We start from the raw sequence: 21,489 nt of genomic DNA on the forward strand, positions 1-21,489 counted from the left end.
GCCCGGGGTGCGGGTACCCGGGGGATTCGGGGCTCTGCCCGGAGAGCGAGATCCCGTCGTGGTGGCCGTCCGGGCTGCCCGCCCGAGCGGGCGCGCCGGGACGGCCGGGGCCGGGGTCAGGCCGGGCGCTGGAGGACCATCAGCGAGCGGTCGGTGAGCCAGAGGGTGTCGCCGGCCTTGACCCGGGTGCCGGTGCCGGGGGCGGGCAGGGTGGGCCGGGTGGTGTCGACGACCACCGTCCAGGCCTCGCCGTGGTCGGCGGGGACGGCGAACTCCAGCTGCTCGGAGCTGGCGTTGAAGAAGAGCAGGAAGGAGTCGTCGACGATCTTGCCGCCGCGCCGGTCGGGCTCGGAGATGGCGTTGCCGTTGAGGAAGACGGTCAGCGACTTGGCGTAGCTGGTCGACCAGTCCTGCTTGGTCATCTCCTCGCCGCCCGGGGTGAACCAGGCGATGTCGGTCAGGTCGTCGTGGGTGCCGGAGACCGGGCGGCCGTGGAAGAAGCGGCGGCGGCGGAAGACCGGGTGGTCGCGGCGCAGCCAGATCATGCCCTGGGTGAACTCCAGCAGCTGCGTCTCGGCGCCGGGGCCCTCGGGCCAGTGCACCCAGGTGAGTTCGGAGTCCTGGCAGTAGGCGTTGTTGTTGCCGAGCTGGGTGCGGCCCAGCTCGTCGCCGTGCGAGAGCATCGGCACGCCCTGGGAGAGCATCAGGGTGGCGATGAAGTTCCGCTGCTGGCGCGCCCGCAGTTCGAGGACGGCCGGGTCGTCGGTGTCGCCCTCGGCGCCGCAGTTCCAGGAGCGGTTGTGCGACTCGCCGTCCCGGTTGCCCTCGTGGTTGGCCTCGTTGTGCTTCTCGTTGTAGGAGACCAGGTCGCGCAGGGTGAAGCCGTCGTGGCAGGTGACGAAGTTGATCGAGGCGATGGGGCGGCGGCCGTCGTCCTGGTAGAGGTCGGAGGAGCCGGTCAGCCGGGAGCCGAACTCGGCGAGGGCGGCGTTCTCGCCGCGCCACAGGTCGCGCACGGTGTCCCGGTACATGCCGTTCCACTCGGTCCACAGCGGGGGGAAGTTGCCGACCTGGTAGCCGCCCTCGCCGAGGTCCCAGGGCTCGGCGATCAGCTTGGCCTGGGAGACCACCGGGTCCTGCTGGACCAGGTCGAAGAACGAGGACAGCCGGTCGACCTCGTGGAACTGCCGGGCCAGGGTGGCGGCGAGGTCGAAGCGGAAGCCGTCCACGTGCATCTCGGTGACCCAGTAGCGCAGCGAATCCATGATCATCTGCAGCACGTGCGGCGAGCGCATCAGCAGGCTGTTGCCGGTGCCCGTGGTGTCCTCGTAGAAGCGCTGGTCCTTGGCGAGCCGGTAGTACGAGACGTTGTCCAGGCCGCGGAAGGACAGCGTCGGGCCCAGGTGGTTGCCCTCGGCGGTGTGGTTGTAGACCACGTCGAGGATCACCTCGATGCCGGCCGCGTGCAGCGCCTTCACCATCGACTTGAACTCCTGCACCTGCTGGCCGCGGTCGCCGCCGGAGGAGTACGAGGAGTGCGGGGCGAAATAGCCGATCGTGTTGTAGCCCCAGTAGTTGGACAGCCCCAGGTCGCGCAGCCGGTGGTCGCGGACGAACTGGTGCACCGGCATCAGCTCGATCGCCGTCACCCCCAGCTTCGCCAGGTGCTCGATCACCGCGGGGTGGGCGACGCCCGCGTAGGTGCCGCGGATCTCCTCCGGGATGCCCGGGTGCAGCTTGGTCAGGCCCTTCACCTGGGCCTCGTACAGCACCGTGCGGTGGTAGTCGGTGCGCGGCGGCCGGTCGGTGCCCCAGTCGAAGTACGGGTTGATCACCACCGAGTGCATGGTGTGCGGCGCCGAGTCCAGGTCGTTGCGGCGCTCCGGCGCGCCGAAGTGGTAGCCGTACACCGACTCGTCCCAGTCGATGTGCCCGCTCATCGCCTTCGCGTACGGGTCCAGCAGCAGCTTGGCGCTGTTGTGCCGCTGGCCCAGGCCCGGGTTGTACGGGCCGTGCACCCGGAAGCCGTACCGCTGGCCGGGCTGCACGCCCGGCAGGTACGCGTGCCGGACGAAGGCGTCGGTCTCCCGCAGCTCCACCGCGGTCTCCGAGCCGTCCTCCGCCAGCAGGCAGAGCTCGATCCGGTCCGCGCTCTCCGAGAAGACCGCGAAGTTGGTGCCCGCGCCGTCGTACGTGGCGCCGAGCGGGTACGACTGCCCTGGCCAGACCTGCATATGTCCTCGACTTCCCTGGGAGGCGTACGGCTCATGTCGCATACTCCCCAACGCTTCGCCGAACACCGCATCCATTTGGCAGTAGTTCGCCCGAACGGGTGTCCGTGGTGTTTCGGGCGGGACGGACCGGGCCCCGTGATGCCGCCGGTGTGGGGCAACGGCTGCCGCCCGGCGGTGCCGGGCGATACCCTTGATCGTCCGGAGTGACGCACCGTCACCCTCTGTGGTGTGGCGGCAGCGAGAGGTGAGGTAGCGCATGGGGTTCCCCGCCGGCGGCAGGGGCGGCGGCCCCGACGGCCAGGATCCGCTCACCGGGCGGAGCGAGGCGCCCACCCTGGTGATCCGCCCCGGCAGCCCGGGCCGCGGCCCGCTCTCCCCCCAGCCCACCGTCGACGGCCCCACCCTCGCCTGGAGCTCCGGCCAGTGGGAGGACGCCTACCGCCGGGTCCGGCTGGCCGGCCGCGCCTACGTCTGGCTGAACCTCGTCGAGCAGCGGATGCGCGACCTGGTCGACGAGGTCCTGCGCCCGGTCTACGCCCCCGCCCACGGCGAGGAGTGGGTCACCGCCGCGGCCGGCCCGGCCGGCGAGGAGTGGGTGCACCGCTCCGGCGCCGTCCGCGAGGTCAGCCGACGCAAGGGCTACCTGCTCGACCCGGCCGACGACGACCCGCTGGTCTTCCTGACGCTCCCGCAGCTGCGGGAGCTGATGGTGCAGCACTGGCCGTGCTTCGAGCCGTACCTGGTCGACCGGCGCGAGGTGGAGCTGGCGCTGGACGAACTGGAGGTCGCCCGGCACGTCGTCTCGCGCAACCGCTCGCTCTCGCAGACCGTCCTCGACCAGACCGAGCGGGCGGCCGCGCGGCTGCTCGCCCTGCTCGACGGCGGCCACGGCGGCCTGCCGTCCGACGTGGTGGAGGAGCTGGTCGCCGGGCGGTACGCCGACGTGGTCGCCGTGCACGCCGACCGGGTCCGCCTGCAGCGCGACCTGCCGGTCGAGGACCTGCTGGACGGCGCCCGCCGGCTGGACGCGGTCGGCATCGGCCTCGGCATGCTGTGCCAGAACTACACCGGCAAGCGGCTGGTCCGGTTGGCCGGCGAGGGGTGCCGGGTGCGGCTGCTCTTCCTCAACCCGGCGAGCAGCGCCGTCCGCCGGCGGGAGCGCGAACTCGGCTTGGGCCGAGGCGAGTTGGGCCGGTCGATCGAGATGAACATCATGCACGTGCGGCGGGTGCGGGCCCGGCTCCGCGACCCCGGGGCGTTCGAGATCCGGGTGTTCGACGAGATGCCGCGCTTCACCGCCTACCTGGTCGAGGGCCCCCGGCTCGCCGGGCCGGCGGGCGGCCGGCGGCGCTCCAGCGACCTCGGCGTGGTCCAGCCGTACCTGCGGCGGGCCCGCGGCATCGAGTCCCCGGCGCTGGTGCTGCGCAACGGCACCGGGCCGGAGCCCGGGCTGCTGGAGGTCTACCGCGAGGAGTTCGAGGGCGTCTGGGCCGACTCCCGGGCGGTGTCCTGAGGCTTGTCCGTCAGGCAGGCCTCAGGGCGCCGTCGGGCTTGTCACAGGTGCACGGGATGATGGTCCACGTCGCCGCGCGGGCGACCGCGCGACGACGGAAGGACACGCCTATGACCTGGTGGAAGGGGCCACTGGTCGGATTCGACCTGGAGACCACCGGCACCGATCCGGAGGAGTCCCGGATCGTCACCGCCGCCCTGGTGGACACGGTCGGCGGGCGGCTGGAGACCACCGGCAACTGGCTGCTCGACCCCGGGGTGCCGATACCCGCCGAGGCCACCGCCATCCACGGGATCGACGACGGGTACGTCCGCGAGCGCGGCCGGCCCGCCGCCGAGGCGGTGGAGGAGATAGCCGCCGCGCTGTGCGAGCGGCTCACCGCCGGGCGGCCGGTGGTGGCGTTCAACGCGGCCTTCGACCTGTCGCTGCTCGACGCCGAACTCCGGCGGCACGGGCGGCCGGTGCTGGCCGAGCGGCTCGGCGGGCCGGTCGGGCCGGTGGTCGACGCGATGGTGATCGACCGGGCGCTGGACAAGTACCGCAAGGGCTCGCGGACGCTGCAGCGGGTCTGCGAGGTGTACGGGGTCGAGCTGCTGGACGCGCACCAGGCGGGCAGCGACGCGCTGGCCGCGGTGCGGGTCGCCGTCGCGCTCGGCGAGCGGTTCCCGCGCCAGGCGGGGGAGTTGCCGCCGGAGGAGCTGCACCGGCGGCAGATCGGCTGGCACCGGGAGTGGGCGGAGGGCCTGCAGGAGTTCCTGCGGCGCAAGGACGCGGGCGTGGTGATAGACCCGCGCTGGCCCCTGCGCTAGGCGGCCGCCCACCCCGGGCGGGCCTACAGGCCAGGGGGCACGTGCGGCCAGGGGCGGAGGGCCTCGACGACGGCGGCCGCGCGGAAGACCGTGGCGTCCTCGTAGGTGCGGCCGACCAGCTGCACGCCGGTCGGGACGCCGTTGGAGGCGAGCCCGGACGGCACGCTCAGCACCGGGCAGCGGCTCGCGATGTTGAACACCGTGGTCATCGCGGCGTCCATGTAGTGGTCCAGCAGGACGCCGTCCACCTCGACCTTCGTGACGGTGTAGTCGTCGTCCGCGGCGAACGCCGGGATCGCGATCGTCGGGCAGAGCAGCAGGTCGTGGCGGTCCAGCAGGGCGCCCAGCACGGCCTGCACCTCCCCCTCCAGGGAGAGCCCCTCCAGGAACGCGCCGGGCTCGGCGACGAAGCCCGCGGCCTCCTCGGCGAAGGCCAGCGCGTACGGGGTCAGCAGCTCGGCGTGCTCGGCGGCGACCGAGGAGACGTACGGGCCGAACACCGAACCGAAGTGGATCATCGCGGCGCGCCGGACCTGCGCCCGGGTGATCCCCACCTCGACCTCCTCGACCACCGCCCCGGCGGCGCGCAACGCCTCGGCGACCGCGCGGGTGTTGGCCGCCACCTCCGGGTCGACCGGCCAGTCGCCGAGGTGCACCGAGAGCGCGACCCGCAGCCCGGCGACGCCCTCGAACCGCTCGGGCAGGACCAGCTTGGGCCGCAGCGAGACCGCGTCCAGCGGGTGCGGGCCGGCGATCACGTTCTGCAGCAGCGCGCAGTCGCCGACCGTGCGGGCCATCGGGCCGTCGTGGCAGTAGGTGTCCAGGTTGAACGGCGCCATCGCCGGCACCCGGCCGTACGGCGGCTTGAAGCCGACCGTGCCGGTCGCGGAGGCCGGCAGCCGGATCGAACCGCCGATGTCGGAGCCGGTCGCCAGCGTGGTGCTGCCCGAGGCCAGCGCCGCGCCCGCGCCGCCCGAGGAGCCGCCGGGCGAGTACGCCGGGTTCCACGGGTTGCGGGTGACGCCCCACAACCGGGACCGGGTGAACGCCGCGCAGCTGAACTCCGGTGTGGTGGTGCGGGCGTGCACGATGCCGCCGGCGTCCAGGATCCGCTGCACCACCGGGTGGGTCTGCTCGGCGATCTCGTCCCGGAAGGCCAGCGAACCGTCGGTGGCACGGCGGCCGGCGATCGGCTGCTCCTCCTTGGTCGCCACCGCCAGGCCCTCCAGCGGACGGGGCGGCTCGCCCTTCCCGCCGTAGCGGGCCTCGGCGGTGCGGGCGGCGGCCAGCGCCTCCTCGAAGGTGCGCTCGGCCAGGGCGTTGACGGTCGGCTCGACCGCCTCGGCGCGCTCGATCACCGCCGTCATCAGCTCGACCGGGGAGAGCGAGCGGTCGCGGAAGCGGCGCAGCGCCTCGGTGGCGGGGAGGTGGGCGAGTTCGGTCATGGCACCAGGTCCTCGGTGGGGGCGGCCAGGGAGCGGCGCTGCTCGGCGATGTGCTCCGGACGCCAGCCGGGGCGGGGGACGGAGGCCAGCAGCAGCCGGGTGTACGGGTGTCGGGGGTTGCTCAGGACGGCCTCGGTGGCGCCGGACTCGACCACCCGGCCGGCCCGCAGCACGCAGATCCGGTCGGTGAGGTGGCGGACCACGGCCAGGTCGTGGCTGACGAAGAGGAAGGACAGGCCGGTGTCCCGGCGGATGCCGGCGAGCAGGTCGAGGATCTGCGCCTGGATCGACACGTCCAGCGCGGCGACCGCCTCGTCCAGGATCAGCACCTTCGGCTCGGCGGCCAACGCCCGCGCGATGGCCACGCGTTGGCGCTGTCCGCCGGAGAGCCGGCGGGGCAGCGCGGCCGCCTCGCGCTCGCCGAGGCCGACCCGGTCGAGCAGGTCGGCGGCCCGGTCGCGGCGGGCGGCGGCACTCAGCGGGGAGTGCAGCCGCAGCACCTCCTCGACGCAGTCCCGGACGGTGATCCGGGGGTCGAGCGAGAGGTACGGGTCCTGGAAGACCATCTGGATCTCGCGGGCGCGGGCCAGCCGTTCGGCCCGGCCGCGCGGGCGGGCCGAACGGTCGCGGCCGTCGAGCAGCACGGTGCCGGTGTCCGGGGTCTCCAGGCCGACCAGCATCCGGGCGGTGGTGGTCTTGCCGCAGCCGGACTCGCCGACGATGCCGAGCGAGCCGCCGGGCGGCAGGATGAAGGAGACGTCGTCGACGGCGGTGTGCGGGCCGAAGCGCTTGCCGAGGCCGGAGACCAGCAGGCCGGAGGGGGAAGGGGCACCGGTCACGGCCGCCTCCCGGCGGTCGGGGCGAACACCCCTGCGGAGCAGGCCCGGGTGGCGGCCGCGCGGCCGCGGGGCCGGGGAGCAGGAGCGGACCGGGCGGTGGCCGGGAGGCGGGGGCCGGAGTGGTGCGCGCTGCGCGCGGGTCCGCTGGGTGGCGGGGTCGGCGCGGGGTCGTGCGCGCTGCGCGCGGAGCGGTCGGCGGGCGGGGTGGGGCCGGGGTGGCGGGGGCCCCGGAGGCGGGGGCGGGTCACGGGAGGATCCCTTCGTCGGCGCGGTGGCAGGCGGCGAGGCCCGGGCCGTGCGGGGTGAGGGCGGGGGGCTCGGTGCGGCAGCGGTCCGCGGCGTGCGCGCAGCGGGCGGCGAAGGCGCAGCCGGCCGGGGCCTCGGCGAGCGAGACCGGGCGGCCGGGGATCGGCCGGGGCGGGGCGGCGCCGGGCTCCAGCCGCGGCGTGCAGGCGAGCAGTCCGGCGGTGTACGGGTGCCGGGGCCGGGCGAAGAGCTCGGTGACGGCGCGCTCCTCGACGATACGGCCGGCGTACATCACGTAGATCCGGTCGCAGACGGCGGAGGCGAGCTCCAGGTCGTGGGTGACGAAGAGCATGCCGGTGCCGCGGTCGGCCTGCAGCCGGGTGAGGATGGCGATCACCTCGGCCTGGGTGGTGACGTCCAGTGCGGTGGTGGGCTCGTCGGCGAGCAGCAGTTCGGGCTGCCCGGCGAGCGCGGCGGCGATCACCACGCGCTGCAGCATGCCGCCGGAGAACTGGTGCGGGTAGCGGCGCAGCGCGCCGTGCGGGTCGCGGATGCCGACCGCGTCGAGCAGTTCCTCGGCCCGGACGGCGGCCTCGGCGGCGGGCGTCCCGGCGGCACGCAGGCCCTCGGTGAGGAAGTCGCCGACCCGGCGCAGCGGGTTGATCGAGGCGCGCGGGTCCTGGAAGACCATGGCGACCCGGCGGGCGCGCAGGTCGCGCAGCCCGGCGGGGCCGAGGTCGAGCACCTCGCGCCCGCCGACCCGGATCCGCCCCTCGGCGCGGGCGCCCTCGGGGAGCAGACCGAGGACGCTGCGGCAGGCCACCGACTTGCCGGAGCCGGACTCGCCGACCAGGCCGACCGTCTCGCCGGGCCGGACGTGCAGGGTGACCCCGTCCAGGATCGGCCGGGCGGCCCGGCCCTCGGGGAGCCGGACGGTGAGTCCGTCGATCTCCAGGATGTTCTGCTGGTCGGTCATCACCGCTCCCGCCTTGCCACCCGGTCGGCGAGGCCCTCGCCGACGATGCCGAACGCCACCACGGCGAGCACGATGCACGCGGACGGTGCGAGCGCGGGCAGCATCGCGCCCTGCTGGAGCGCCGACTGCCCTTCGTTGATCATCGCGCCCCAGTCCGCGGCGGGCGGCTGCACGCCGAAGCCGAGGAAGGAGAGCGCGGCGAGGTCCATCAGCGCGTAGCCGAAGTTCATCGCGCACTGGGCGAAGACCGTCGGCGCGATGTTGGGCAGCAGGTGCCGCAGGCAGATCGTCCAGCCGGACCAGCCCTGGACCAGGTACGACTCCAGGTACGGGCGGGCCTTCTCCTGCCGGGCGATGCCGCGCACCAGGCGTCCCACGTACGGGGTGTAGGCCACCGACATGGCGATCACCGGCGCGGTCATCCCGGAGCCGAACACCGCCACGAACATGATCGCCAGCAGCAGGCCGGGGAAGGAGAAGACCAGGTCCATGGTGCGCGAGAGCAGGGCGTCCGCCCAGCCGCCGCGCCAGCCGGCCAGCACCCCGAGCAGGGTGCCGAGCAGCGTGGACAGGCCGACCACCAGCAGCGGGCCGAGCAGGCCGGTCCGGGCGCCGTACAGCAGCCGGGAGAGGATGTCGCGGCCGGACTGGTCGGTGCCGAGCAGGTGGTCGGCGCTGCTGCCGACCAGGGAGGCGCCGAGGTCGAGCGCCTCCGGGTCGGCCGGGGCGAGCAGCGGCGCGCAGAGCGCGACCAGCACGAGGGCGAGCAGCACGAGCACGGCGGCGGTGAACAGCGGCCCCCCGCCGAGCAGTGCCAGGGCCCGTTGGCCGGGCCGGCGGCGCAGTTCGGGCAGCGCGGTGGCGGTCATCCGGTACCTCCCTTCGCCCCGCGGCGCAGGGTGAGCCGGGGGTCGATCAGCGGGGCGAGCAGGTCCACGGCCAGGTTGACCACCGCGAACGCGGCGACCACCAGCAGGGTGACCGCCTGCACCACCGGGAAGTCCTTCACCGAGACCGACTGGACCAGCAGTTGGCCCACCCCCGTGACGTTGAACGCGGTCTCCACGATCGAGGTGGAGACCAGCAGGCCGGCCAGCATGGTGCCGCCGACCGTGACGATCGGGCCGAGCGCGTTGCGCAGCACGTGCCGGCGGACCACCGCGCGGCCCGCGACGCCGCGGGAGCGCGACACCTCGACGTGCTCGCGGCCCAGTTCGTCGAGCATCGCGGAGCGGGTCACCCGGGCCAGCAGGCCGGCCAGGGTGACGGCCAGCGCGAACGCGGGCAGCGTCAGGTGGTACAGCCGGCCGCCGAGGCCGCTGCCGGTCGAGCCCGGGCCGGGGAACCACCCCAACTGCACCGAGAACAGCGAGACCAGGGCGATCGCGGAGACGAACGGCGGCGTGGCGGTGGCCACCCCGGTGCCGATCAGCACCGCGCGGTCCAGCGGGCCGGGGCGCAGCGCCGCCAGCACGCCGAGCAGCACGCCGCCGACGGTGACCAGCAGCGCCGCGTATCCGACCAGCAGCAGGGTGCCGGGCAGCCGGGCGCCGATCAGCGCGCCGACGTCCTGGCGGAACTGCACCGAGCGGCCGAAGTCGCCGTGCAGCACGCCGCCGAGCCACTTCAGGTACTGGGTGAGGAACGGGTCGTCCAGGTGGTACTGGGCGCGCAGCGCGGCCACCGTGGCGGGCGAGGCCGGGCGCCCGTTGAGCAGGAAGGCCACCGGATCCCCGGGGGCGAGGTGCACGGCGCTGAAGACCAGGAACGAGGTCGCCAGCAGCACCCCCGCCAACCCGAGGAGCCGGCCGAGGAGGTAACGGGCCATCAGTGCGCGGCGCCGATCGTCGCGGCCCACGGGTAGTACAGCGACGAGATGCTCGCCGTGGCACCGGCGATCCTGGAGCCGAGGAAGACGGTGTACGGCGACTCGTAGAGCGGGATGGCGACCAGTTCGCGGACCGCGATCTTCTGCAGCTCGGCGGTCAGGTCGGCCCGGGCGGCCGGGTCGGCGGCGGCCACCGCGCGGTCGAAGAGCTTGTCGAACTCGGGGTCGGACCAGTTGCCGTAGTTGGCGAAGTCGCCGGTGTGGAACGACTGGTAGAACTCCAGCGGGTCCGGGCTGTTGGTGTAGCCGTTGGTGATCACCAGGTCCAGCCCGGCCCGGGCGTTCGGGTCGGTGAACAGCGAGGTGTACTGGTCCGGCGCGACCGGCTTCAGCTCCACGTCCAGGCCGATCTGCCGGCCCGCCGCCTGCACCGCGTTGGCGACCACGCTGATCTCGGGCGCCAGCGAACTGGTCGCCAGCACCACCTTCTTGCCGTTCGCGCCGGCCTCCTGGACCAGCTTCTTGGCGGCCTCCAGGTCGTACTTCGGCTCGGGGAGCGCGGCGAAGTAGCCCTCGGTCCGGTCCGGGGCGGTCGCCCACGCGGCGCGGGCGGACGGCGCCTTGGCCGGGGTGCCGATCCCGCCGACCGCGGCCTTGACCATCGAGGCGCGGTCCAGCGCCATGGAGAGCGCCCGGCGGACCTTCAGGTCGGCGAGGGTGCCCTTGAAGTCGAGCACCGCGAGCTCGCCGGCGGCGGTGTTCGGGCCGAAGTACAGCTTGCCCTGGCCGGTCGAGCGCAGCTGCGCCAGCGAGGAGGTCGGGACCATGTAGCCGCCGTCGACGGTGCCCGACAGCCAGGCGTTGGCCCGGGCCGTCGGGTCGTTGATGAAGACGAACTTCACGCTGTCGGCCTTGGGCGCGAGCTCGGCGTCCCAGTAGGCGGGATTCTTCTTCAGGGTCAGGCTCTCGCCCTGCGCCCAGCTGTCGATCGCGTACGGGCCGGTGCAGTCCACCCCGCCCTGCGGGGAGCCGTAGTCCTTGCCCGCCTTGGCCAGGTAGGCCGCCGACTCGATGGTGCCGGGGGAGGCGGCGAGCAGCTCGTTCAGCAGCACGTCCGGCTTGGTGAGGTGGATGGTCACCTCCAGCGGGCCGGTCTTCTCGATCGAGGAGACGTTCTTGAACGCCGACCCCCAGGTCGAACCGGTCGCCGGGTCGAGGTGCCGCTGCAGGCTCGCCACCACGTCGTCGGCGGTCATCGTCGCGCCGTCGTGGAACTTCACGCCCTCGCGCAGGGTGTACACCCAGGTCAGCGGGTCCGGGTTGGTGGACTTCAGGGCGAGCGACGGCTCGATCCTCAGGTCCGGGGTGACCCGGAACAGTTGCTCGCAGACGTTCGCCAGCACGGTGTTCGGCGGGTAGTCGAAGGCCTGCGTGTAGTCGAGCGAGTACGGCTCCGCGTACAGCGACCAGGTGAACGACGCGATCGGCCCCTTGGCGGGCGGGGTGTCGGGCGCGGAGGTGTACGCCGTGTCGGTGGCCGTCGGCCTGGTCGCGCCGGAGCAGGCGGCGGTGGCGAGGACCAGAGCGGTGGCGGCCAGCAGGGCGGCCGGTCTGGGGACGCGCATGGCGGGTCCACCCCTTTCAGGGGTTGGCGGGGTGCTGGGGAGCGTGCGGGGGAAGTGCTGAGGAGTATTGATGCGGGAACGTTCCCGCACAAGGGGGTGCGGCACGGTTTGCGGGAACGGTTTTGCAAAGGTGGCGAGGGCGCCGGAGGAGGGGTGACGGCGGGCAGGCCGGGCTGGCAGCATTCGGTGCATGACCGACACCCCGCGCCCCCGGATCCGGCTCGTCGACGTGGCCCGCGAGGCCGGCCTGTCCAAGACCACCGTCTCCGCCGCCCTCAACGGCACCGGCCGGCTCTCACCCGCTGTCCGGGAACGCGCCCGCGAAGCCGCCCGCGCGCTCGGCTACCGGCCCAACGCCACCGCCCGGCTGCTCCGCGCGGGTCACGCGCGGCTGATCGGCTTCGCGGTCGGCGAATACCCGGCCGGGGCCGGGTCGTACATGGAATCGCCCTACTTCGCGCAGCTCACCAGCGCCACGGCGACCGCGGCCCTGGAACACGGCTACGCACTGGTGCTGCTGCCCAGCGGCGCGACGCCCGACGAGTGGAACGACCTGCCGCTGGACGCGGCGATCGTCGCCGACCCGCTGATCGACGACCCGCTGGTGGAGGACTTCCTGCAGGCGCGGATCCCGCTCTTCACGGACCGGTCCGTGGAAGGGCGCGAAGGCGCGCACTGGGTGGACATCGACACGGTCGAGGCGGTCCGAGGAGTCCTCGACCACCTGCGGGAGCAGGGGGCGCGGCGGACCGCCTTCGTGTCGCAGGATGCGCGGACCCGGTTCCACCGCGAGTCGGGGGAGGCGTACCGGTCCTGGTGCGAGGAGCAGGGGGTGGAGGAACGGTCGGTGCTGGCGGAGCGGCCCGGGAACGGGGCGGTGATCGCCGCCGTCGAACAGGCGCTGAGGGGTGGGGCGGACGCGCTGTTCGTGGTCGCGGAGGTGGCGCCGCCGCTGGTGCTCGACGCCGCGCGGCGGCACGGGCTGGCGGTGCCGCGGGACCTGCTGGTGGTGTGCGCCGGCGAGGACGGCACGGCCGAGCACGCCGACCCGCCGGTCAGCACGCTCGGCCTCCGGCCCACCCAGGTCGCCGAGGCGGGGGTGGAGCTGCTGGTCGCCGCCCTGGAGAGCGGCGACCCCGCGCCGACGGGACGGCTGGTCCGGACGGAGCTGACCGTGCGGGCGAGTTCGCTGCGCTGAGCGCGCCGCCCCTGGCGGGGCGCGGGTTGCGGGTCTAGTTCCTGTTGTAGACCAACTGGCCGCCGACGTACGTGCGTTCCACCTTGGTGTCGGCGATGGTGAGGGGGTCGGCCGTGAGGATGTCCTGGTCGAGGACGACCAGGTCGGCGAGGTGGCCGGGCTGGAGGGTGCCGGCGTCGGGGTGGCCGTTGATGTGGGCGGACCCGGCGGTGTAGGCGGCGATCGCGCTGGTGAGGGCGAGGCGCTGCTCGGGGAGGAAGACCCGGCCGTCGGTCGCGTCGGGTTCCATCCGGTTGACGGCGACGTGGATGCCGGCCAGCGGGTCGGGGCTGGAGACGGGCCAGTCGCTGCCGGCGCAGAGCGTGGCGCCGGCCCGGTACAGCGAGCCGAACGGGTACTGCCAGGCGGCGCGTTCGGGCCCGAGGAACGGGATGGTGAGCTCGTCCATCTGCGGCTCGTGGGCGGCCCACAGCGGCTGGATGTTGGCGATCGCGCCGAGCCGGGCGAAGCGCGCGATGTCGTCGGGGTGGACGACCTGCAGGTGGGCGAGGTGGTGGCGGTTGCCGCGCCGGCCGTTGGCGGCGACGGCGGCCTCGATCGCGTCGAGCGCCTCGCGGACGGCGCGGTCGCCGAGTGCGTGGAAGTGCACCTGGAAGTCGAGCGCGTCGAGGTCGGTGACGTGGGACCGCAGCGCGTCGGGATCGACGAAGCTGAGGCCGGAGTTGGCGGTGGCGCAGCCGCAGCCGTCCAGGTAGGGGCTGGTCATGGCGGCGGTGAAGTTCTCGGCGATGCCGTCCTGCATGATCTTCACCGAGCCGGCCCGGAACCGCCCGGTGCTCAACGCGGCCCGGCGCTCGACGAGTTCGGCGATCTGCTCGGCGCCGCGCTCGCGGTCCCACCAGAGGGCGCCGGTGACGCGGGCGGTGAGGGTGCCGTCGAGGGCGGCGGCGTGGTACGCGTCGGAGGGGTCGGGCTGGCCGTTGAAGACGCCGAGCAGGGCGTCCTGCCAGCCGGTGATGCCGAGGGAGTGCAGCAGCTGCTGTGCCCGGTGCAGGCCGGCCAGGCGGTCGGCGGCGGTGCTGGGCGGGATCAGCCGGGCGACCAGGCCGGTGGCGCCCTCCTGGAGGACGCCGCTGGGAGTGCCGTCGGCCTCGCGCTCGATCCGGCCGTCGGCGGGGTCGGGGGTGTCGCGGGTGAGGCCGGCGAGTTCGAGGGCGCGGCTGTTGGCCCAGGCGCCGTGGTGGTCGCGGTTGGTGAGGTAGACGGGCCGGTCGGGGACGACGGAGTCGAGCAGCTGCCGGGTGGGCAGGCCGCCGTCGAAGCTCTCCATGGACCAGCCGCTGCCGGTGATCCACGCGCGCTCGGGGTGGGCGGCGGCGTAGGCGCGGATCCGGTCGAGGTAGTCGTCGACGCCGACGGTGCCGGTGAGGTCGCACTGGGCGAGTTCGGCGCCGCCGAACACCGCGTGGACGTGCGCGTCCTGGAAGCCGGCGAGCAGCAGCTTGCCGTCCAGGTCGACGACCTCGGTGCCGGGGCCGATGAGCTCGCGGACCTCGTCGTGGCCGACGGCGGTGATCCGCTCGCCGGTGACGGCGAGGCTGGTAGCCCGGGTGCGGGCGGGGTCGCCGGTGTGGACGGGACCGTTGGTGAAGACCAGGTCGGCCTTGGTCATAGCTGGCGCTCCAGTGCGTCGGCGGGGGCGGCGTCCGGGGCGGTGCCGGAGGCCGGGCTGTAGTCGGGGGAGAAGTACGGGGCCTTGCGGACCCAGCGGGCCCAGGCACCGGCGACCAGGCCGCTGGCGATCATCAGGACCGGGACCAGCAGCTCGAACCAGCCGTTGTCGGCCGAGAGCTCGAAGTGGTCGGCGGAGTCCCAGAAGGTCCAGGCGAGGTAGCCGCCGACGCCGAGCAGGGCGGCGGCGCCGAGCAGCGGTGCGACGACGGCGCGCAGGCCCTCCAGCGGGTTGCTGCGCAGCAGGTGCCGGAAGCGCTTCGCGGCGGCGATGGCGACCAGCGCGTAGTACAGGGCGACGACGATGCCGATCGCGTTGACGGCGGCGGAGATCAGGTCGTTGACCGTGGGGATGACCAGCGAGAGCAGGGCGAGGGCGATCGCGACGCCGGTGATCAGGTAGGTGCCGGTGGCGGGGGTGCCGTGCCTGGGGTGGATCCGGGTCCAGACCGGGCCGAGGGTGCGGTCGCGGCCCATCGCGTACATGCCGCGGGCGGTCGGGATGACCGAGGCCTGCAGCGAGGCGGCGGCGGAGAACGTCAGGGCGACCAGGGGCAGGGCGGCGAGCGGCTGGTCGGCGAGCTTGTCGCCGAAGTAGGCCAGGCCGTGGGCGCCGTTGTCGGCCAGCTCGTCGAGCGGCAGGACCCGCTGGAAGGCGGTGCCGGCCACCAGGAAGAGCAGCAGCATCACGGTCAGCGCGATGAACCCGGACCGGGAGGCGTCGCGCGGGTCGCGGACCTCCTCGCCGACGCTGAAGACGGACTCGAAGCCCCAGTAGCAGAACACCGCGAGGACCATGCCCTGGGCGAGGGCGGCCATCGACGGGATGGCGAACGGGTTGTACCAGTCCCAGGAGAACGGCTGGTCGCCGACGAACAGGCCGTAGCCGCAGAAGGCCAGCAGCACCGCGTACTCGAAGACCAGCAGGACGTTCTGCAGGCGGGTCGCGTGGTGCAGGCCGCGGACGGCGACCACGGCGGCGGCGATCAGCACCACCAGGCCGAGCAGGGTGGACTGCACGGTGGAGTCCGGGTCCAGGGCGAGCCCGGCGACGCTGTGCAGGCCGGCCTGGCCGAGCAGCTGGAGGACGGCCGAGCCGGTCACCGTGGTGGTGTACGCCATGAAGACGACGGTGCCGACGGTGTTGACCCAGCCGGTCAGGAAGCCGAGCCACGGGTTGAGCGTGCGGCCGACCCAGCGGTAGCTGGAGCCGGCGTCCGGCTCGACCCGGCCGAGCCGGCCGTAGCCGCCGGCGATGGCCAGGACCGGGAGGAAGGCCAGCAGCATCAGTGCGGGCAGGTGCAGGCCGACGACGGCGGCCATCAGGCCCAGGCCGATGCCGACGCTGGTGGTGGCGGCCGTACTGGAGGCGGCGAGTGCCACGCCGCCGGCCACGCCGAGCGAACGGCGCATCGCCGGCTGGGAGCTGTGCAGGCCCGCTCTGGGGCCGGCTCCGGAGTCCTTCACCGTGGGTGCCAACGGATCACCGCCTAGGTATGGGGGAGGAAGTGCCAGGTGGGGGAGGCCCCGGACGGCGGGCGTGCGGCGCCCGGTCCGGTGGCGAGCTCATGAAACCCGTGAGCCGCTTCACACGTCAATGCTGTTGTCATAAGCTCGGGAGGCATGAGCGATCGAGTCGTACCCGAGGACCGGCGCCGGCGGCGCCGCCCCACCCGGCAGGGCACCGTCCTCACCCGCGAGGGCATCATCGGGACCGCCCTGCGGCTGGTCGAGCAGCACGGGACCGAGGCGCTCACCGTGCGGCGCCTCGGCGCCGCGCTCGGCGCCGACCCCAGCTCGCTGTACCGGTACTTCCGCAACGCCGACGACCTGCTGCTCGCGGTCGCCGACGAGCTGATCGGCCAGGCCCAGGCCGGCTGGCGGCCCTCCGGCGACTGGCGGGCCGACCTGCGGGAGATCGGGCTGCGGATCCACGCGGCGTACCAGTCCCACCCGCAGGCCGCGGTACTGGCCGCCCACCGCACCACCGGACGCGAGAACGAGACCCGGGCGGTGGAGGCCATCCTCGGGCTGCTGCGCGACGCGGGCTTCCCCGACCGGGAGGCGGTCCGGGTCTACCACGCCTTCGTCGACCAGGCCCTGGGCTTCGCCGCCCTCGACGCGGCGGCCCAGGCCCTCCCCGAACCCGCCCGCAACGCCGACCGCGACGTGTGGCCCGACGCCTACGCCCACCTCACGGCCGAGACCCACCCGCACATCGCGGCCACCGCCGGCCTGCTGGTCGCCGACATGGGACGCAGCGGCTACCCGTTCGCGCTGGACCTGCTGCTGGACGCCGTCGCCGCCCGCCTGGCCAACCACCGTACGGCGGAAGGCGGTTGACGGACCGGCCGAGGCCGTCCCGTTCGGACTAGGACGCCGGGAAGTCGAAGGTGTAGCCCTGGGCGACCAGCCACGGCAGGAGCTGCGCCAGCGCGGCGACGGTCTGGCTGCGGTCGCCGCCGCCGTCGTGCATCAGCACCACGCCGCCGGGCCGCAGGTCCTTCTGGACGGTGGCGACGATCGCCGGGACGCCGGGGCGGGACCAGTCGCGCGGGTCGACCGTCCAGCCGAGCGACTTCATGCCGAGGTCGGTCGCCGCCTTGACGTTCTCGGCGGTGAAGTCGCCGCCGGGCGCGCGCCACCAGGTGACCTGGGTGCCGGGGCCGCCGGCCCTGACGATGGTGTCCCGGGCGTCGGCGATCTCGGCGACCTGCCGGTCGTGCGGGAGGGCGTGCATCGGCTGCGGGTGGTCGACGGTGTGGTCGCAGAGCCGGTGCCCGCCGGCCAGGATCCGCTGGGTCATCGCCGGATCGGCGGCGACGTTCTTGCCGACCTGGCAGAAGGTGGCGTGCGCGCCGTAGCGGGCGAGCAGGTCGAGCACCTGGCCGGTGGCCGGCCCCGGGCCGTCGTCGAAGGTCAGCGCGACGGTGCGGCCGCCGGAGGCGGTGTGGTGCAGCACCGAGCCGGGCACGGGGACGCCGCCGGCCGGTCCGGAGGGGCGCGGCGTGGCGGGGGCGGTCGCGGAGGCCGACGGGGAGCCCGGCGGGCGGGTCGCCGAGGGCTCGGCGCTCTGCGGCTCGGGGGTCCGGGTCGGGGTGGGGTCCGCGTCGTCCGTCTCGGGCGTGCTGCTCGGCGAGGCGGGGTTCGGGGCCGAGCGCGCGGTCGAGGTGGAGGCGGCGGGGGAGGGCGACGCCGACGGCGAGGCCGAGGTGGACGCGGAGGGGCGGCCCGCGGCGTCGCCGGCGGACGAGCCGTGCCCGGGGCCGCCGCAGGCGACCAGCAGGGCGGGCGCCAGCAGGGCGGACAGGCCGACCCCGAGGGCGCGGCGGCGACGGTTGAGGGTGTGATGGATCACCAAGGTGACGACTCCTGACGTCGTACCGGCCGCCTTTGGACGGGGCGTCTGGCGGATACGACGCCGGGCACGAACGGGCTGGTTCCGTACGGGTGTGCGCCACGCCACATCGCGGGCGACCCTGGGAATCGGTCAGAACTCGAACCAGCGTACGTGGGGGTCGGCGTTACGCAACGAGGTCACCCGGCGACCGAACTCCGCTGCGGCGGCCGGGTTGTCGGGCGTCCGCTGGGCGACCCAGGCGGCGCTCGCGGTCTCCCGGGCACCGCGCAGCACGGCGCATCCGGGCCACTCCCGGACGTCCCAGCCGTACGCCGCGGTGAAAGCGGCGTACTCCTCGGCCGGGAGCCCGTACCGGTCCTGAGCGAGGGTCAGGACCACCAGGTCGTGCTCGCGCAGGTCGGCGCAGACCGTCTCCAGGTCGAGCAGGACCGGGCCGTCCGGGCCGACGTGGACGTTGCGCGGGAGCGCGTCGCCGTGGACCGGGCCGGGCGGCAGGACCGGGGTCAGCCCGGCGAGGGCGGTGACGAAGCTCTCCTTCCGCTCGCGCAGGAAGGCGGCGTCGGCCGGGTCGATGTGGCCGTCCGCCGCGGCGAGCCAGCGGTCGACCGGGGCGAGTAGCTCGCGTCGGGGCAGCGGGAAGGCCGGCGCGGGCCGGTCCGGGGCGTCGGGCAGCTCGTGCAGGGCGCGCAGCAGCGGGGCGAGGTCGGCCGCCCGGGCCGGCCGGACGGCCGGTGGCAGGCGGCGCCAGAAGGAGACCGGGTGGCCGTCGGCGTCGAGCGCCTCCGGCAGGTGGGGGCGGACCACCGGGATGCCGTGCCCGTCCAGCCAGCGGGCCACCGCGAGCTCGCGGGCGGCCCGGCAGCCGGAGGTGCCCGCGGACGGGACGCGGCCCACCTTGGCGACCACCGCAGGGTCGCCGAGGTCGAACACGGCGTTCTCGCCGAGCGCCAGCAGCGCCGCGCCGTCGGGGTCGGGCAGCCCGGCCGCCCGGCAGGCCCGCCGCAGCAGGTGGCGGGCCCGGATCTCGTCGAAGGGTCGCTCCAGCACGGGGACCATCGTGCCAGCGCGGGTACGCCGATGTGCGCGGCCGGTGGCGGGCCGCGCACATCGGGACGGAACGGGTCAGACCAGGACGCGCTCCCGCTCCTCGGAGCCGTGCCGCGGCTCGGGGGTGCCGTGGTCCAGGTTCGGCAGCCAGGAGAGCCAGCTCGGCAGGTACCAGTTGCGCTCGCCGAGCAGGGTCATGGTGGCGGGCAGCAGCACCGCGCGGATCACGGTGGCGTCCAGCAGGACGGCGACCGCGAGGCCCACGCCCATCTGCTTCATGGACTGCATCGACAGGGTGCCGAAGACCCCGAACACGCCGACCATGATCACCGCGGCGCTGGTCACCACCCCGGCGGTGGAGCGGATGCCGTACGACACGGCCTCGCGGGTGGCCAGTCCGCGGTCGTGCGCCTCCTTGATCCGGGAGACCACGAAGACGTGGTAGTCCATGCTCAGGCCGAAGAGGATCACGAAGAGGAACAGCGGCACCCAGGACTCCACCGCGCCCACCCCGGAGGTGCCGAACAGGGCCGCGCCGAAGCCGTGCTGGAAGACCAGCGAGAGCACGCCGTACGCCGCGCCCACCGACAGCAGGTTCAGCACCACCGCCGTCAGCGCGATGCCGAGCGAGCGGAACGACATCAGCATCAGCACGAAGGCGAAGGCGACCACGAAGCCGAAGACCGGGATCATGGAGTTCGACATCTGCTGGTTGAAGTCGTGCGACCCCGCGGTGTTTCCCGTGACCGGGGCCTCGGTGCCGGGTACTTTCAGGACGGTGGACGCCACCACGTCCTCCCGGAGGGCCTTGAGCGCGGCGGTGCTGGTGGCGTCGTTGCCGCTGCCGCTCAGCGGGATGTCCACGGTGGCGACGTTCTGCTCGGCGTGGACGTCGACCGTGATCGGGCCGTGCATCTTCCCGCCGCTCGCCAGCGCCTTCGCCTGGAGCTGCTCCAGCGCGGCCTTCATCTCCGGGGAGTCGATGTCGCGCGCCTTGACCACCACGGTGGCCGGTGCCGGGCTGCCGGGGAAGGCGGCCTCGATCCGCTGCGAGGTGGCGACCAGCGCGTTGCCCTTGGGCAGCTGCTGCTGGAAGGTGAGGTTCGCGGTGTGCATGGTGAGCAGCGGCGCGGCGAGCGCCAGCAGCACGCCGCCGGCCAGCAGCGCGGCGGTCACCGGACGGGCCAGCACCGGGGTGAGCAGCGCGTTCCACACCCGGCCGCCGGTGCCGGCGGGCTGCGCGCTGCGCAGGCGGTGCAGGAACGGGACGCGGCCCTTCTCCACCCGGTCGCCGAGCATGGACAGCAGGGCGGGCAGCACGGTGAGCGAGCCGAGCACCGCGGTGACCACCACGATGATGGTGGCGCCGGACATCGCCTGGAAGTCCGCGATGCCGGTGAGGAACATGCCGGCCATCGCGACCACCACGGTGATGCCGGAGACCAGCACGGCCCGGCCGCTGGTGGCGGCGGCGATCTGCAGCGCGTCCGCCGCGCTGCGGCCGGCGGCCCGCTCCTCGCGCTCGCGGCGCAGGTAGAACAGGCAGTAGTCGACGCCGACCGCGAGGCCGACCAGCAGCATCACCGAGCTGGCGTCGTCACTGGTGTGCAGGAAGGTGCTGGACAGGGCGACCAGGCCGCCCGCCGCGACGAACGCGGTGACCGCGAGGACCACCGGCAGCACCGCGGCGACCAGCGCGCCGAAGGCGATCAGCAGGATGCCGAGGGCGAGCGGCACGGCCGTCCACTCGGCGCGGGCGAAGTCGTCCTGGAACTGGTCCTGGAACCACTTGCCGGCGCTGGCCTCGCCGAACTCCTCGACCACCAGGTCCTTGTGCGCGGCCTGCACGCCGGCCACCGCGTCGACCACGGCGGGCACGTTGGCGACGGCCTTCTCCCGGTCCTCCCCGGTGATGGTGAACTGGAGCAGCGCGGAGTGGCGGTCGGCGGAGATCGCCTGCGTGTCGTACGGGCTGCGCAGGTCGGCCGTCCTCCCGGTGGCGCCGACGGCGGCGGCGACCTGGTCGACCACGGCGCGGAACGCCTGGTCGTCGGCGGTCAGGGTGGAGCTCTGGACGAGCACGGTCTCGGCGGCCGGGGACTTGATCCCGGCCTCGTCGAGGATCTTGGCGGCCCGGGCGACCTCGCCGGGCATCGACTCGGAGTCGGTCACCTTGTTGCTGCCGTGCACACCGCCGAGGTAGGCGGCGAGGACGACGAAGAGCAGCCAGCCGAAGACCGCTGTCTTGCGGTGGCGGGCGCTCCACGCGCCCATGGTGGCGGCGAGTCCTGCTTTCACGGAAGTTGTCCCCACGGAGAAGCGGCGGCCACCCCCGGCCGCCGGAGCCTTGCGCCGGCTGCGGTCCGGCTGCGCAACAGACGCTACGGAAGCGCGAGCTGACGGAACATCCGGCTGGGTACCGAGTTGTCCCTGGGCTTTCCCCCACCTTCGATGGTGGGGTTACCCCTAGGTGCCGAGCCTGCCCCCTCCTCCTTGAGGGCGGCCAGAAGTCCACCTTGAGGGGGAGAGGACTCCACCCGAAGCACGAGGTGGGCGGGGGCGGGCCCGGGTGACGATGGTGTGGGGCCCGGTTCGCCGTCCCCGGGGGGCGCCCCGTCGCGGAGCTATCCACTTGCC

The 21,489-nt window shown here is 74.1% G+C and carries 16 protein-coding genes; 4 read left to right on the plus strand and 12 right to left on the minus strand.

From position 1 onward, the window contains the following. Window positions 1–116 precede the first annotated feature (116 nt). Window positions 117–2,234: a glycogen debranching protein GlgX gene (gene glgX, locus ACGFX4_RS18560; protein WP_393075189.1), complete on the minus strand. Its 2,118-nt coding sequence runs from the start codon at window positions 2,232–2,234 to the stop codon at window positions 117–119. A 256-nt stretch (window positions 2,235–2,490) separates the two neighbouring features. Between glgX and ACGFX4_RS18565 the strand changes: the two genes are divergently transcribed. After that, window positions 2,491–3,747 carry an SAV2148 family HEPN domain-containing protein gene (locus tag ACGFX4_RS18565; RefSeq protein WP_393075191.1) on the plus strand — a complete coding sequence of 419 codons (1,257 nt, stop codon included), beginning with the start codon at window positions 2,491–2,493 and terminating at the stop codon, window positions 3,745–3,747. A 110-nt stretch (window positions 3,748–3,857) separates the two neighbouring features. After that, window positions 3,858–4,556, plus strand: a complete 699-nt coding sequence (locus tag ACGFX4_RS18570) for an exonuclease domain-containing protein (RefSeq protein ID WP_393075194.1) — start codon at window positions 3,858–3,860, stop codon at window positions 4,554–4,556. A gap of 23 nt (window positions 4,557–4,579) precedes the next feature. Here ACGFX4_RS18570 and ACGFX4_RS18575 read toward each other — a convergent pair whose 3' ends face one another. From ACGFX4_RS18575 to ACGFX4_RS18600, 6 genes are all read right to left on the minus strand, one after another. Beyond that, entirely contained in the window at window positions 4,580–6,001 is a 1,422-nt protein-coding gene (locus ACGFX4_RS18575; protein ID WP_393075197.1) for an amidase, read from the minus strand. Further along, on the minus strand, window positions 5,998–6,840 hold the full coding sequence (locus tag ACGFX4_RS18580) for an ABC transporter ATP-binding protein (protein ID WP_393075200.1): 843 nt from the start codon (window positions 6,838–6,840) through the stop codon (window positions 5,998–6,000). Before ACGFX4_RS18580 ends, ACGFX4_RS18575 begins: the two co-directional genes overlap by 4 nt. 244 nt (window positions 6,841–7,084) lie before the next feature. After that, complete coding sequence (locus tag ACGFX4_RS18585; protein WP_393075203.1) at window positions 7,085–8,062, minus strand: ABC transporter ATP-binding protein; 978 nt, start codon at window positions 8,060–8,062, stop codon at window positions 7,085–7,087. Continuing rightward, entirely contained in the window at window positions 8,062–8,931 is an 870-nt protein-coding gene (locus ACGFX4_RS18590) for an ABC transporter permease (protein WP_393075206.1), read from the minus strand. The genes ACGFX4_RS18585 and ACGFX4_RS18590 overlap by 1 nt, the downstream gene beginning before the upstream one ends. Then, complete coding sequence (locus tag ACGFX4_RS18595) at window positions 8,928–9,890, minus strand: ABC transporter permease (RefSeq protein ID WP_393075210.1); 963 nt, start codon at window positions 9,888–9,890, stop codon at window positions 8,928–8,930. Before ACGFX4_RS18595 ends, ACGFX4_RS18590 begins: the two co-directional genes overlap by 4 nt. Further along, a complete protein-coding gene (locus tag ACGFX4_RS18600; RefSeq protein ID WP_393075213.1) occupies window positions 9,890–11,515 on the minus strand; it encodes an ABC transporter substrate-binding protein in 1,626 nt (541 codons plus the stop codon). Before ACGFX4_RS18600 ends, ACGFX4_RS18595 begins: the two co-directional genes overlap by 1 nt. A 190-nt stretch (window positions 11,516–11,705) precedes the next feature. Between ACGFX4_RS18600 and ACGFX4_RS18605 the strand changes: the two genes are divergently transcribed. Beyond that, a complete protein-coding gene (locus ACGFX4_RS18605; RefSeq protein ID WP_393075216.1) occupies window positions 11,706–12,713 on the plus strand; it encodes a LacI family DNA-binding transcriptional regulator in 1,008 nt (335 codons plus the stop codon). 34 nt (window positions 12,714–12,747) lie between these two features. Here the strand turns inward: ACGFX4_RS18605 and ACGFX4_RS18610 are convergent, their stop codons facing one another. Then, window positions 12,748–14,385: an amidohydrolase gene (locus ACGFX4_RS18610; protein WP_393075219.1), complete on the minus strand. Its 1,638-nt coding sequence runs from the start codon at window positions 14,383–14,385 to the stop codon at window positions 12,748–12,750. Continuing rightward, complete coding sequence (locus ACGFX4_RS18615; RefSeq protein ID WP_393075222.1) at window positions 14,382–15,923, minus strand: APC family permease; 1,542 nt, start codon at window positions 15,921–15,923, stop codon at window positions 14,382–14,384. Before ACGFX4_RS18615 ends, ACGFX4_RS18610 begins: the two co-directional genes overlap by 4 nt. A 144-nt stretch (window positions 15,924–16,067) precedes the next feature. Between ACGFX4_RS18615 and ACGFX4_RS18620 the strand changes: the two genes are divergently transcribed. Further along, the gene (locus tag ACGFX4_RS18620) at window positions 16,068–16,787 is read left to right on the plus strand and encodes a TetR/AcrR family transcriptional regulator (RefSeq protein ID WP_393075225.1); all 720 of its coding nucleotides are present in this window, start codon (window positions 16,068–16,070) and stop codon (window positions 16,785–16,787) included. 28 nt (window positions 16,788–16,815) lie between these two features. Here ACGFX4_RS18620 and ACGFX4_RS18625 read toward each other — a convergent pair whose 3' ends face one another. From ACGFX4_RS18625 to ACGFX4_RS18635, 3 genes are all read right to left on the minus strand, one after another. Next, window positions 16,816–17,802, minus strand: coding sequence for a polysaccharide deacetylase family protein (locus tag ACGFX4_RS18625; RefSeq protein ID WP_393075310.1), 987 nt, complete (start codon window positions 17,800–17,802; stop codon window positions 16,816–16,818). Window positions 17,803–17,934: 132 nt separating this feature from the next. Then, window positions 17,935–18,861: a phosphotransferase enzyme family protein gene (locus ACGFX4_RS18630; RefSeq protein WP_393075228.1), complete on the minus strand. Its 927-nt coding sequence runs from the start codon at window positions 18,859–18,861 to the stop codon at window positions 17,935–17,937. A 66-nt stretch (window positions 18,862–18,927) separates the two neighbouring features. Then, on the minus strand, window positions 18,928–21,126 hold the full coding sequence (locus tag ACGFX4_RS18635) for an MMPL family transporter (protein ID WP_393075313.1): 2,199 nt from the start codon (window positions 21,124–21,126) through the stop codon (window positions 18,928–18,930). Window positions 21,127–21,489 lie beyond the last annotated feature (363 nt).

The sequence above is a fragment of the Kitasatospora sp. NPDC048365 genome (assembly GCF_043200835.1).
GTDB classification, from domain to species: domain Bacteria; phylum Actinomycetota; class Actinomycetes; order Streptomycetales; family Streptomycetaceae; genus Kitasatospora; species Kitasatospora terrestris.

Coding starts and splice junctions, on each gene's coding strand:
- ACGFX4_RS18605 (WP_393075216.1), top strand. CDS start 11,706: ATGACCGACACCCCGCGCCCCCGGATCCGGCTCGTCGACGTGGCCCGC.
- ACGFX4_RS18600 (WP_393075213.1), bottom strand. CDS start 11,515: ATGCGCGTCCCCAGACCGGCCGCCCTGCTGGCCGCCACCGCTCTGGTC.
- ACGFX4_RS18635 (WP_393075313.1), bottom strand. CDS start 21,126: ATGGGCGCGTGGAGCGCCCGCCACCGCAAGACAGCGGTCTTCGGCTGG.
- ACGFX4_RS18595 (WP_393075210.1), bottom strand. CDS start 9,890: ATGGCCCGTTACCTCCTCGGCCGGCTCCTCGGGTTGGCGGGGGTGCTG.
- glgX (WP_393075189.1), bottom strand. CDS start 2,234: ATGCAGGTCTGGCCAGGGCAGTCGTACCCGCTCGGCGCCACGTACGAC.
- ACGFX4_RS18570 (WP_393075194.1), top strand. CDS start 3,858: ATGACCTGGTGGAAGGGGCCACTGGTCGGATTCGACCTGGAGACCACC.
- ACGFX4_RS18585 (WP_393075203.1), bottom strand. CDS start 8,062: ATGACCGACCAGCAGAACATCCTGGAGATCGACGGACTCACCGTCCGG.
- ACGFX4_RS18610 (WP_393075219.1), bottom strand. CDS start 14,385: ATGACCAAGGCCGACCTGGTCTTCACCAACGGTCCCGTCCACACCGGC.
- ACGFX4_RS18620 (WP_393075225.1), top strand. CDS start 16,068: ATGAGCGATCGAGTCGTACCCGAGGACCGGCGCCGGCGGCGCCGCCCC.
- ACGFX4_RS18590 (WP_393075206.1), bottom strand. CDS start 8,931: ATGACCGCCACCGCGCTGCCCGAACTGCGCCGCCGGCCCGGCCAACGG.
- ACGFX4_RS18565 (WP_393075191.1), top strand. CDS start 2,491: ATGGGGTTCCCCGCCGGCGGCAGGGGCGGCGGCCCCGACGGCCAGGAT.
- ACGFX4_RS18575 (WP_393075197.1), bottom strand. CDS start 6,001: ATGACCGAACTCGCCCACCTCCCCGCCACCGAGGCGCTGCGCCGCTTC.
- ACGFX4_RS18630 (WP_393075228.1), bottom strand. CDS start 18,861: ATGGTCCCCGTGCTGGAGCGACCCTTCGACGAGATCCGGGCCCGCCAC.